Annotated in this window: 11 protein-coding genes; 5 read left to right on the forward strand and 6 right to left on the reverse strand. The window is 40.8% G+C overall.

What is annotated here, in order from left to right; translation table 11 throughout:
* The first annotated feature begins 89 nt into the window (after window positions 1-89).
* From DWW52_RS03680 to DWW52_RS03690, 3 genes are read left to right on the forward strand one after another with little or no spacing between them, the layout of a single operon-like run.
* On the forward strand, window positions 90-1,595 hold the full coding sequence (locus DWW52_RS03680; RefSeq protein ID WP_118714093.1) for a PQQ-binding-like beta-propeller repeat protein: 1,506 nt from the start codon (window positions 90-92) through the stop codon (window positions 1,593-1,595).
* A 60-nt stretch (window positions 1,596-1,655) separates the two neighbouring features.
* Window positions 1,656-2,222, forward strand: a complete 567-nt coding sequence (gene xpt, locus DWW52_RS03685; protein ID WP_118714094.1) for a xanthine phosphoribosyltransferase — start codon at window positions 1,656-1,658, stop codon at window positions 2,220-2,222.
* Window positions 2,223-2,275: 53 nt separating this feature from the next.
* Entirely contained in the window at window positions 2,276-3,418 is a 1,143-nt protein-coding gene (locus DWW52_RS03690) for a M20 family metallopeptidase (protein WP_118714095.1), read from the forward strand.
* A 22-nt stretch (window positions 3,419-3,440) separates the two neighbouring features.
* On the opposite strand, the gene DWW52_RS03695 is transcribed toward DWW52_RS03690, so the two are convergent.
* The 6 genes from DWW52_RS03695 to DWW52_RS03720 form a co-directional block, all read right to left on the reverse strand.
* Window positions 3,441-4,472, reverse strand: coding sequence for an endonuclease/exonuclease/phosphatase family protein (locus DWW52_RS03695; RefSeq protein ID WP_118714096.1), 1,032 nt, complete (start codon window positions 4,470-4,472; stop codon window positions 3,441-3,443).
* Window positions 4,473-4,555: 83 nt separating this feature from the next.
* Window positions 4,556-5,860: a hypothetical protein gene (locus DWW52_RS03700; RefSeq protein WP_233556680.1), complete on the reverse strand. Its 1,305-nt coding sequence runs from the start codon at window positions 5,858-5,860 to the stop codon at window positions 4,556-4,558.
* 233 nt (window positions 5,861-6,093) lie between these two features.
* Entirely contained in the window at window positions 6,094-7,167 is a 1,074-nt protein-coding gene (gene buk, locus DWW52_RS03705; protein ID WP_118714098.1) for a butyrate kinase, read from the reverse strand.
* Window positions 7,168-7,287: 120 nt separating this feature from the next.
* Window positions 7,288-8,409, reverse strand: coding sequence for a glycerate kinase (locus DWW52_RS03710; protein ID WP_118714099.1), 1,122 nt, complete (start codon window positions 8,407-8,409; stop codon window positions 7,288-7,290).
* A gap of 3 nt (window positions 8,410-8,412) precedes the next feature.
* Window positions 8,413-9,780, reverse strand: coding sequence for a serine hydrolase (locus DWW52_RS03715; RefSeq protein WP_118714100.1), 1,368 nt, complete (start codon window positions 9,778-9,780; stop codon window positions 8,413-8,415).
* A gap of 109 nt (window positions 9,781-9,889) precedes the next feature.
* Entirely contained in the window at window positions 9,890-10,696 is an 807-nt protein-coding gene (locus tag DWW52_RS03720; RefSeq protein WP_233556682.1) for an aminotransferase class IV, read from the reverse strand.
* Between the two features lie 334 nt (window positions 10,697-11,030).
* Between DWW52_RS03720 and DWW52_RS03725 the strand changes: the two genes are divergently transcribed.
* Window positions 11,031-11,510: a hypothetical protein gene (locus DWW52_RS03725; RefSeq protein ID WP_118714101.1), complete on the forward strand. Its 480-nt coding sequence runs from the start codon at window positions 11,031-11,033 to the stop codon at window positions 11,508-11,510.
* Window positions 11,510-12,355 (forward strand): Rossmann-like and DUF2520 domain-containing protein, encoded by an 846-nt coding sequence (locus DWW52_RS03730; protein ID WP_118714102.1) that lies wholly within the window; start codon window positions 11,510-11,512, stop codon window positions 12,353-12,355. Before DWW52_RS03725 ends, DWW52_RS03730 begins: the two co-directional genes overlap by 1 nt.

Below are 12,355 nucleotides of genomic sequence, written 5' to 3' on the forward strand. Positions count from 1 at the left end.
ATCAATTCGATATGAAAATGAAAGGAGTTATCACGGGAGATATGTTAGATTGATGGCATAAAGTGATATTAACTTTAATACTCAGAGTTATGGTTACAGGGCCACATTTGACAAAGATTCTCGCATTGTTGGGAATGTTGTTGATCATTTATCCGGAGGTATTTGCACAGTCCCGTGGAAAGAAAGATGTCGGGAATGAGACGGTTGCCCGAATCGTGGGACGGAATTATCAGCGTCAGGAGAATATTCCGGGAAAAGAAATTATTTTAGACGGGCAAATCCGGTATTTGTATCCCGACTCGATCACGCATTCGCTTTTTGTTCAATTGAAATATTTTTCTAAAGGCGGTTATCCTCGAAATAAAGGAACGCTTTTAGTTTGGGATACGGATAAAGAGAGAACCTTGTGGCGGGAAAATATTAATAACGAGTATGAAGAACTGGCCCCGCTCGGGAATGCTTTGTTGCTGAAATCAGAATTCAAGACCCGTTGTTTTGATCGTACGAAAGGAACCGAACTGTGGGATAATAGGAATATGATTACTTACGTGCATTTGAAATTAGGAATTGCCATGGGATATAAGAGTAATTATATGTCTGCCGATGCATCTAAATTGGAAGGGTTGAATTTACGAACGGGAAAGAAAGAATGGGAAAGAAAGATATATTCGAAATATAGTTGGGCTGACATGCGGGAATTGAATGATTCGGTGATTCTCGTGGCAGCCGATGCCCTGTACACGATAAATATGAAGAACGGGACCGGCTGGCGGCATGAAATTTTCGTGAAAGAATTACCTTTCCCGAAAGGAGAGGAAGAATTCATGCAAGGATTTATTTCTAATATATACGTGGAGGGAGAGAAGATATATATAGCTTCATGTGACCGACTGTTTTGTCTGGATCATGCCGGAAAGGTTCTTTGGGTGCGGGGATTACCTAGAAAATCTACCGGGGAGTCTCTGTTGTTCTCGCAAGATAGTACTCTCTATATGGTCAATCAAGGATCGGGTACGGTAAGAGGGGGTGTTAAAAAAAAATGGGGAACACCTTATATTGCTGCATTTGATAAAAAGAGCGGACTCCAGAAATATTTTACCGCGTACCCGCATGATTTAGGTAAAGTAAATCATGTGCAAGTATGGCAAGATTCTTTGTGTGTTTTATTCGATCAATGTTTGATAAAATCTTCTTTGCAAAATACAACGGAAGGAATTAAAATACAGCTTCCGGAAGATAAAGATGTCTCCACGTGTTTTGTCGGAGAGTCTACGTTTGTTCGAGAGAATTCTAAATTTAAAAGTTTGCACGAACGGGATAGCACGAACTATTATATCCTTACCGCGAAACAGAATATTTTGTGCGTAGGTACGGGTATAAAAATTCTTCAACCAGAAGAATATCACGTGTCTTATTTGACTTACAAGGGATATCATTTTATCGCCAGCGGGGAGGAATCTATTGTTATTGATCCTTCAGGAGAATTCTGGGCACATCTTCGGATAAGTCAGAATGCAGTACGGGTGGAAAATAAATTGTATGATGCCCAAGATAATAAGATTGTGATTGTTGATCTGGATGAAGTTGTCCGTTAATTTCCTATTTTCTAATTATTATTCGTACTTTTGCCGGAGTGTTAAAAGTACAGGCAGAATATGGATTTGCTCAAAAAAAGAATCTTACAGGATGGTAAATGCTTTGAAGGTGGCATTTTAAAAGTGGATAGTTTTATTAATCATCAAATGGACCCGATCCTGATGAAGTCAATCGGGGTTGAATTCGTGCGTCGTTTTGCTAACAAGGATTTCAATAAAGTTATGACGATCGAGGCTAGTGGTATTGCCCCGGCAATCATGGTGGGGTATCTTTTGGAATTACCGGTGGTCTTCGCGAAGAAAAAGCAACCGAAGACGATGGAAAACATGATTTCAACAACTATCCGATCTTTTACAAAAGACCGGGAATATAATGTTTGTATCAGTAAAGATTTTTTGAGTAAGGAAGATAGAGTACTTTTTATTGATGATTTTTTGGCGAACGGAAATGCCGCGAACGGGATCATTGATTTGATTCAACAGGCAGGTGCTCAACTCGTGGGGATGGGATTTATTATAGAAAAAGCATTCCAACACGGGGGTGAAGTTTTAAGGGAACGTGGAATTCATGTTGAATCCTTGGCTATTATTGACAGTTTGGATAATTGTCAGATAAAAATAAGATAATATTCTTACTGCAATATTATCAAATGTGCTGATACATATAAAGGAATAATGATATGACCGTAGAAGAAATCTATCCGCTAGCCGTTGAATTCAGGCGTCATTTTCACCAGTATCCGGAATTTGCGATGCAGGAAGTAGAAACCCAACGCTATATCACGGGGGTTTGGGATAAATATAAAATACCTTATCAGGTTGTAGGGACAGGTATTATTGCTATCCTTGGAAAAGGGCAGAAGTGTGTTGCTATTCGGGCTGATATGGATGCTTTAAAGGTTAAAGAGGAAACCGGATTAGCTTATAGTTCATGTAACGAGGGGATGATGCATGCCTGCGGTCATGACATGCACATGGCTATGGTTCTAGGGGCTGCAATCGTGCTTAAATCCCGTGAAGAGGAATTGCAAGGAACCGTGAAGATCGTGTTCCAACCGAGTGAAGAGAAACGTCCCGGCGGGGCACGTTTATTACTTCCCGAATTGTTGAAAGCACCTGTGCCTCAAGCTATATTCGGACAACATATTTTTCCCAATTTACCGACCGGAACTATCGGAATTCGTCCGGGAGCTTTTTTTGCTTCTTCGGATAATATTATATTTTCTGTGGAAGGGAAGGGAACTCATGCAGCTATGCCTCACGCGGGATCAGATCCGATATTAGCCACGGCCTGCCTGATTCAGTTTTACCAGACCCTGATCACGAAATTCAGGGATCCCTTGGTACCGGCCGTACTCTCGATTACTTCGGTGCACGGTGGAACATGTAATAACGTGATTCCCGATAAGGTGGAAGTATTAGGGACTGTTCGCACGCATGATAATGCTTTACGTTATCGAATATTTGAGTTGATAGAAGAAAAATCCAAGGAAATCTGTGCCTTATACGGATGTACATTCACGATGGATAAGACATGGAACGGATTACCGGTACTCGTAAACGACGAGCAATTGACGAAATTTGTAGTGAAAAATGCCACGGAACTTTTCGGTGAAACTAAGGTGATCACGATGAATCATCTTACATTGGGAGAAGATTTTGCAATTTATCTGGAAAAGATTCCCGGTGCTTTTTGGGTATTGGGAGTCTGTCCGCCGGAACAGGAAAGCCTACCCCCGTTGCATAATCCCAAATTATCTCCGGATGAACGTGCGATGAAAACGGGGATCATGTTAATGGTTGAGAATTGCCTGAGATGGTAAATTTCAGGCTAATCCTCCCGATTTATTTTACAAGTTTGAATGTGACTAGTAAACCTTTGTGATCCGTGGGCCAAGTTCCTTCAGGTTTTAAAAATAGATCTTTCGAGGTTTCTTCCAGACGTTGACTTTTGACGATACTTCCCTTGGGACCAAAGATAATGGCATCTTCCAATTCCAGGTTCTTATGAGGGTAATAAAACACGTAATCAATACGTTCTCTTTCATCTGCATTTGGTGTCCATGTTAGTTTCTCTACCGGTCTTAGAGGGTTATCAGCAGGAAAAGTAAAGCCGGGATAATCCAGCACGTTGGGGTAAAGAGTACGGTACGTGTCAATAAAACCGTTATTATCTAGGATTAATGTCACCGTCCACGGGATAATTAAACCGTTGTGGTCGTAAAGGTCTTTTGTCTCCCGAATCCAGTCCAAATGAGAGGGTTCGTTGAAATCTCCCCCGAGGATGACTATTGTACCTTCGGCAATATCTTTTTTTGCGGTTGCAATAAATTCACGGATCGCATCATCCCGTAAAGAAGCATCATTAACTTTTAATACTTCTAACACGGTTTGAGGGATGGGGATGGGTTTCCAGGTAGAGCCATCGTAACCGCGCACGTTATAATAAGCATCGTTCAAGTAATCCAAATGTGCCGTGTAGATTGCGATCTTATGCCCGTCAATGTGAGAAGTCATTCTGTAAATACTTCCGTGATCGTTTTTTTCTGGAAAAACGGTGGTAGAATCCGTGATCGGATGCCGACTTAAAAGTCCGCTATCGTAACTGTAAAAAGAATAATAAGTTTCACCTTTTTCTTTCAGGGATTGCACGATCCGGTCGCAAAAACGGGTGTTGTGGTAGTTACGAACCTCGCTGAAAGTTACGAAATCCGGTTTTAGACGAACGATTTCATTTACAATTGCATCGTAACCACCCGGAATAATGGTTCCTTCCTGCCAGATATTCCATTGGAGAACAGTGAATTTTCCCTTATTGGTATTTTGAGCTGTAATAGTTCCCGTCAGTAGGCAAAGGAATAGAATGATTTTCTTCATGGGCAGGAGTTTAGGTTTGTTTGCTTAACGTGTAAATTGAAAATAGGCTATCGTTTGATTTCGATAGCCTATTGTGAAGTATTTTATTTCGTAAGATCAACTTCTATTGCTGCCGGATAAAGTCTCTCGGGATCAAAGAATGCTGCACAACTATTCACGATATGTTTGAGTTCCGGTTTTACTTTTCCCTTGAAAACTTCTTTGCCGTTAACTGTTAACGTGATTTCTTTATCCAAATTTACTAACTCTTCGCATAGATAAATCATTACTTTTCCCTTTGTTGCTGGTTGATAGCTCTTTTCGAATGCTAATTCTATTCCCCAATTCGGATCTATTTCAGTCGGTTTGTAAGTTACAAGATCAACTTTAAGATCAATATTATTTCCCTTTATATCTAATTCGTAATAGGTTCTGGATTTTGTATCATCATTCGAACGTTCCGTAACGAACAGGTTGTAAAATCCCTTACGATATATTCCATCCATCTCGAAATTTTCCCAACTTACCGTTTTCGGATAGGGATTACGGGTATATTGTTTCAACCAGGGGGTAGTGGGGTGATAATCAATACCATGCCCCATACCGGGGATCAGTTCAACGCTATGGATGAAACTTCCCGGATTCAATTTCTCTAACCGGTCGAATTCATTTTTCACGTATTGCGTGAGTTTATTCCGGTAAAATCCTCTGTCGAGCGCTCCGGTCCGTAAAGAAAAAGCAATATTCCGACAATTCTCAGCAGGTGCATTTTTTAAGGGTTCACCACCTGCCATGGGGCCGGCTCCTGCCAGATAATCGGCGTAAAATGAGGCCAGACGCTGACTACCGTATCCACCCTCGGATATTCCGAAGAAATATACTTTGTTCGGGTTAACCTTCCCGGAAACAAAGGCTAAACGTAACATTTTTTCCCAAGCAAATTGTTTGGCCTTCTGCCACCAGCGATAATAATCTCCCATATTGGGAATTTGCGGTATAAAGTAGATGGATGGAGCATCATCAAATTTCTGGCATATGGCAAGTCCCGTCTTCCATTCGCTACTTTTATCTCCCGATCCGTGCGTGTACAAGTATAAAGAATAACCGTCCTCGGGGGCCGTCTCACCTTTACTTCCCCAATAATAGGGCATGACAGCATTGGGTTCCAGATCGGCCGGAAGATTCCAATGTCCTGATTTCCCTCTTGCTAATTTCCCAAGATCAATTAATTTTTGTTCTGCAAAATTATTGTTAGCATTTTTCCATGCTTCCCAAACAATATGCTGCATTTGTTTCACCTCAGATTGTTTAATCGAGGTCTTATCATCAAATTTTTTTACTTTACCAGCTAAGTAATCAGAGAAAAAAGTCTCTGCTTTTTTTTGAACCTTTTTTTCTGCTTTACTCATTTTCGCCTTTTGTTCTTGTGGAGCAGGCTCTTTTGCCCAACAATTGTTATAAAACATAAACGCAAATGCTAAACTTAACGTTTTAAGGAAGTAAATAGAAATTTTCATTTTATTGTTTTGGTTTTTAATTTATGCAAAATTACGAATAATGGAACAATTCGTCAACCTATTTTGAAAAAGTCCGGGAATTAATGATCCCGGACTTTCAATTTACTGTCTAATCCTAACTTATATTACTTGTAAATTTTTCCGGAGAGTTCTCCACGAAGAACCATTAATCCGTTCATGGCTAAGGCTCTCATTTCATCTTCACCCGGATATACTTTCACTGGGGCGATGAAACCGACCATTTCTTTCACGTAATCTACGAGGAAGGGGTTGTGTGCGATACCTCCTGTTAACAGGATTCCGTCTACCTTACCTTTCAACACGGCAGCCATTTCACCGATAGCTTTACCTACCTGGTATGACATGGCATCTTGTACCAATTTATATTTCGGATCTTTTATGGCTTTCATTTCCACCTCGTAAGCGTCGTTTGTTCCCAGATAAGCCACCAGACCACCTTCACCTTTCAACATTTTCTTTATTTCTGCTTCTGTCTTTTTACCGCTGAAACAAAGTTTTACCAATTGTCCGGTAGGGAGGGCTCCCGAACGTTCCGGAGAGAATGGACCGTCTCCGTCCAAAGCGTTGTTCACGTCAATTACCCGACCGTGATCATGTGCACCGACAGAAACACCACCCCCCAAATGGGCGATAATCAAATTAATGTCCTCGTATTTCTTTCCGAGTTCCTTCGCGTAGGTACGGGCGATAGCTTTTTGATTTAAAGCGTGGAAAATGGATACCCGGGTAAACTCCGGATGTCCCGTCAAACGTGCAACATCTTGCAATTCGTCAACTACAACAGGGTCAGCGATATATGCTTTTGTACCATTGTTTAAAGACTTTGCGATATCGTTTGCGATCAACCCGCCTAAATTAGAAGCGTGTTCACCAAGAGGAGGATTGTTTAAATCATTTATCAACGCTTCATTCACCTCATATACACCGGATTCGATAGGTTTAACTAAACCTCCTCTTCCAACAATAGCATTGATTTCGTTAATATCGAAACCGGCATTTTTCAACTCGGATAGGATGATGTCTTTCCGGAATTGGAATTGTGAAGCCACGTTTTCGAATTTAGCGATTTCTTCTGCAGAATGCTTGATGTTCTTTACAAACTTCTCGGTCTCGTCTTCAAAGATAGCGATTTTTGTAGATGTTGAACCGGGGTTAATCGCAAGAATTTTAAATGACATAGTGTTAATTGTTATTTTTAATATTAATAATTATTCTTTTTCGCACGTTTTGAGGCTGCAAAATTTATAAATTGTAAGCAAAACTCAAAGAAAAAGTGATAATTTATTTCTTATAGAGAATCAATCCGAATAAGCGGATGAATAAAGAGTGTCAATTATGGCTTGAGCTATGATTTTCAGATAATCTGGGGCATTTGCAATAGAATCATGCACGGTACGGGCATATTGGGTCATTGTAAATACTTTGTCAAAGAAAGGAATGGCCTGTTTTTCCGCTAATCCAACCACGGCGTAAACCGGGATTTTTTGCTCCCGGCACAAGGAGGCAATCGTTCCCGGAATCTTGCCATAGAGTGACTGTACATCAATTTTGCCTTCTCCGGTAATCACGACCCCGGCATGAGGGAGATGGTCATGAAAATGGGAGAGAGAAAGGCAATATTCGGAACCGGAAACAAGACGGGCTCCTAACAGGGCGAACATGGCTGCGGTTATTCCTCCTGCAGCACCACCATGCTTTAATTGAAGGAGTTCTTGCCCGGTATGTACTTTTAATAGATTGGCCCACTTGCATAATTGTTGTTCCAACATGACAACTTGTTCTTGTGACGCTCCTTTTTGTGGACCAAATACGGCGGCAGCTCCTTCCGGGCCACAAAGCGGATTGTCAACATCGCATAATATAGTCATGTGGATATCTTTAAACCGTTGCTGTAAGACCCTCGTGTTAATATCTTTAATATCTAGAACATCGTTCCTGTAAATCTCTTGTTCTTTTACAATTGTCAAACCCATTTCCCGAAGTGCTCCTGTTCCTCCATCTACGCTGGCACTTCCCCCGACACATAGAATGAGTTTTTTTGCTCCCTGTGAAATCGCGTGGTTGATCAGTATGCCAAATCCGCCCGTATTCGTGTTTAAGATGTCGTATTCTTCTCTTTTTAGATGTTTCAAGCCACAGGCTTCCGCCAGTTCTATTATCGCCGTATCGCCTTTTAAATAATATGAAGCAAGGCGTTCACGTCCAAGTGCATCCCGGGTAGATATTTTGATCGGAGCGGCTTTTAGATAGTAGGCTATAATTTCGGCCGTACCGTCACCGCCATCCCCCATGGGAAGAGAAATTGTGTGGAGTCCGCATTCTTCAAGTTCGGTAGATAAAATTTTACAAAACTCAAATGCATTCAAGCTACCTTTAAATGCATTGGGAGCTAAAATAATATCACGATCGAGTAAAATCATACATCAGATGTTATCGGGATACACAGATGTCGAGGTAATACTTTTTTCGTTTGCCAATAGCTTCTTCGCGTCTTCAAATGCTTTGCAATAATCCGGGTCGAATAAATTCCTGTCTGGCCATTCTTTCACCCGATCCATGGCCCGGGCCATCATATCCTCTATCTTATGCGGAAAGCGGGGACCAGTCCAATTACTCGTGTTCGTGACAAATGCCCAACTAAAACCATTCTGTTGATGCTTTAACATGGCACTTGTACCCGCTAAAGTTCCAGAACGCCACCAATCTCCCCGGGCATTCGTGTTCATCCAACCGATGGGCAGGGCGTTTTTCTCGCATTTCGTCATGGTTTCCACGCTTTCTTTACAAAGTATATCCGGGTATAGATCGTCGCCGTCAATCGCCGAAAGAAAGCGTAATAACTCGGTAGGAGAGGCAACCCAACCTCCGGCTCCGTAAAGTCCTTCTATATTGTTTCCACCATTACAACGATATACTAGCGTGTCTTTGCCATCACATGAACGAATCAGATCGGCATCAGCTTGTTCGTAATATCTCACTTCGTTCTGGTAACGATCTTCGTAAAGATTATGGGCCAGATGCATATCGTAACATCCCGCAGGAAATAACACGTTATCTTGAATAAAATGCTCGTAATCTTCTCCTGTTACTTCTTCTATAATCTTGGATAAAATGGCATAACCCACGTTAGAATAACTTGTACTTGTCCCTGGGGTGAAGCCGAGCTGTCGGGATAAAACAAATTTGATTGTCGTGTTCAGGTCTGCAGGAGCGGGGACATCCATTTTTTTTGCGATATCTACCGGGCAGAACATGGGATCACCCATACGATTGGTAAAACCGCCTTGATGACGCAACAGGTTTTCCACGGTGATGCTTTTTGTCCGCTTGTCTTTTATTGGAGCATAAAGTGTCGTGTCGTTCAATATTCCATCTTCACCGAAAACTTTATCCTCTAAAGATAGTTTCCCGTTTTCAACCAGTTTCATGATCCCTGCCGCCGTGATTAACTTGGAGACAGAAGCAATCCGGAAAATATGATTCACGTCGGTCTTCACGTCATTTTCCTCGTCGGCATAACCGTAACCTTTACTGTAAATCAACTTGCCATCTTTCATGATTGCCAAAGAAGCTCCTTTTATTTCCCATTGATTCATAAAACGTTCAATGGTTTGATCTAAACGTTTTGTTTCAATAAGATCTGAATATTCATTATTGAACAAATCGTGAATGGCCACGGTAAGCGTGTCTTGAGGAATATCTTCTTCTACCTGAATCTCTTCCGTGTAAGATTTCCAGGGTTTAAAACTGATGATTAGAAAGAATAGTATAACTAATATCGTGTATTTCATTACATGCAATTAAAAGAAAAAAACGTAATATTCTATGACAAAAGAACATTACGTGGGCAATATTAATAAAAAAGTGTGTGCTTTCAAAATAATTGCATGTAAAACACCCTTAAAAATTCTTACTCAGTAAATCGAAGTAACGTTCCATAACTTTCATCAGCAACGGATGATGCGGATTAAAGGCAATTCCATCAATTCGGGCAATGGGTAACACCAGTGGGGAAGTTCCCGTGATAAAGGCCGCTTCATAAGTCGCGATATCTTTATAATTCACACATTTCTCGATAACGTTGAGCTTGTCTTCCTGGCAGATATTTAGTACCCGTTTTCGGCTGGTTCCGGGTAATACATAGGGAAGAGGAGCCGTATACAACGTGTTATCCCGGATAAAGAATACGTTAGAGCGAGAACCTTCTGTGATACATTCGTCCTCGTCGATCAGTAAAACCTCGTAAACACCTTTTTCCTGTAAAATCTGATTCGTCATTTCTCGTAAACCGGAATTGATGTATTTAACTTCTGCATTTTCTCGCATGGCTCGGCAGGTTACCGTGTCAACTCCGTGTTGGTAAGCCTCTTCGGCGGGATAAGAATGTTTTATCTGGTACACGTATTCATCAATGCCGGAAGAGGTGATCCGAAGTACGTATTTTATATTACCTTCTTTGATATTTTCAAGTTGAATCAACCGGTTTAACTTGTCTTCCACATGCAAAGACTTCAGATTAATGTCAAGACTTGATTTTTTGATTGAATTATCAAGTCTCAATAGATTATCATTCAGAAATATAACCTTCCCTCTAAAAACTCGACATACCTCGTAAATACTGAGTCCCTGATTTAATATTTCTTCAGAATATTCTTTATTATCAATCGGTTTATTATTAAATAGCATCATGTGTTTATCTCCTTTCATGGATCGCGAATTTATGTTTTAAAACGATTATATTCCCGGAAATGTTCAGAAAATTTGTCGGAAGATTAAGGCAAATGCGTCAAAACGCTTTCGTACTAGTCCGTAAAGTCCATAAAGTCATGCCTTGGCATCTAAAGTCCATAAAGTAACGAGTGTCCTTCGGACGAGGCTTACCGACAGCTTAGCTATCGTGGACAAAGCGCCCGTAGGGTCCATTAACTTTACAGACTTTATGAACTTTACAAACTTTTGACTTGAAGGGCAAAGCGTTTTGAAGCGTTTGCCCTGATATGTCTTGTAACTTTCGATAATTTACGCTACTTTTGGCTGATATATGGAAACACGAGAACAAATAGAACGAATAGAGCATTTCCTAAAAGAAGTCGTTGTAAATGAGATTGCTAAATTGCAAGGAGTGGGATTGTCATACATGCAATTTGTTATTATGGGACAAGCTATTGAAGTTTTGGGAAGTTTCTTGGACAACAAACCCATGAAAGCCAAAGGACAGTCTGCCAAACGTTTTTCGTTAGGCGTGAAAAAACTATTCGGGGGGCGTTATCGTTTGTTGAATGACAATTGTTTCTTGTATGATAAACTTCGCAACCAAATGACGCACACTTTTATCCCGGGAAACGATTTGATCCTGTTGAATCAAGCGGAGAATACCAAAGGATATAAACATTTACAGATGGCAGACGGTAAGCTGGTTTTAATTTCCGAGGTTTTCTATGAAGATATATGCAATGCTTGTGAACGACTTTTGGAAGCTATTAAAAGTGGTGTGTTACCTCCTAAAAATATCGCTTATTAATGATGGAACAACAAGATAAAATCATATTGATCGGGGCCGGAAACGTCGCTCATCATTTAGCTGCCGCTCTCTTGAAAGCGGGAGAGAATTTGTGCCAGATATACAGTCGGACGCTTGATGCGGCTCGGCAACTGGGAATGAAGACCGGTATTTCATACACGGCAGAAATCAACGAAATTTACCCGGATGGAGATGTTTATATATATAGTGTAAGTGATGACGTGCTACCTTCTATTGTTAAGACGATTAGAATGAAAGATGATGCGTTGATTTTGCACACTTCCGGAAGTCAGTCTATAGATGTTTTCAAGTCTTTCGCTCGGCACTACGGGGTACTTTACCCTATACAGACTTTTTCCAAGAAAAGGGAATTGGATTTCAGGGAAATCCCCTTGTGTATTGAAGGGAATAGCGCTTCCGTGCTGAGTAGAATAAAAAGAATGGCAGAAAAGTTATCGGATAAAATATACGAAATCAATTCTGCCCAGCGTAAAGAATTGCATCTGGCCGCAGTCTTCGCTTGTAATTTCCCGAATTATTTGTATAGTGTGGCCGGAAAATTGTTAGAAAATAGTGGATTACCTTTCTCGATGTTGCGTCCGTTAATTTTCGAGACAGCCCACAAGGTGATGCTATTAAGTCCGGAAGAAGCCCAGACGGGACCGGCCAGACGAGGGGATGAAAGTATCATGAGTATGCACAAAAACATGCTGAAAGGAGATAAAGAGTTATTGAAAATATACACGATGTTATCGGAGGCTATCCGGGAATCTCAGGATAAAGAAGATACGGAAGAACAAAAGATCCCCCCGATAGAAATAATTGATATGCCCACATTGTGGTAA

The sequence above is a fragment of the Odoribacter sp. AF15-53 genome, from assembly GCF_003479425.1.
Lineage (GTDB): Bacteria > Bacteroidota > Bacteroidia > Bacteroidales > Marinifilaceae > Butyricimonas.

Bases quoted from the DNA above. Each gene is read 5' to 3' on its own strand.
- DWW52_RS03680 (WP_118714093.1), top strand. From the start codon at position 90: ATGGTTACAGGGCCACATTTGACAAAGATTCTCGCATTGTTGGGAATG.
- xpt (WP_118714094.1), top strand. From the start codon at position 1,656: ATGGATTTGCTCAAAAAAAGAATCTTACAGGATGGTAAATGCTTTGAA.
- DWW52_RS03690 (WP_118714095.1), top strand. From the start codon at position 2,276: ATGACCGTAGAAGAAATCTATCCGCTAGCCGTTGAATTCAGGCGTCAT.
- DWW52_RS03695 (WP_118714096.1), bottom strand. From the start codon at position 4,472: ATGAAGAAAATCATTCTATTCCTTTGCCTACTGACGGGAACTATTACA.
- DWW52_RS03700 (WP_233556680.1), bottom strand. From the start codon at position 5,860: ATGAGTAAAGCAGAAAAAAAGGTTCAAAAAAAAGCAGAGACTTTTTTC.
- buk (WP_118714098.1), bottom strand. From the start codon at position 7,167: ATGTCATTTAAAATTCTTGCGATTAACCCCGGTTCAACATCTACAAAA.
- DWW52_RS03710 (WP_118714099.1), bottom strand. From the start codon at position 8,409: ATGATTTTACTCGATCGTGATATTATTTTAGCTCCCAATGCATTTAAA.
- DWW52_RS03715 (WP_118714100.1), bottom strand. From the start codon at position 9,780: ATGAAATACACGATATTAGTTATACTATTCTTTCTAATCATCAGTTTT.
- DWW52_RS03720 (WP_233556682.1), bottom strand. From the start codon at position 10,696: ATGAAAGGAGATAAACACATGATGCTATTTAATAATAAACCGATTGAT.
- DWW52_RS03725 (WP_118714101.1), top strand. From the start codon at position 11,031: ATGGAAACACGAGAACAAATAGAACGAATAGAGCATTTCCTAAAAGAA.
- DWW52_RS03730 (WP_118714102.1), top strand. From the start codon at position 11,510: ATGATGGAACAACAAGATAAAATCATATTGATCGGGGCCGGAAACGTC.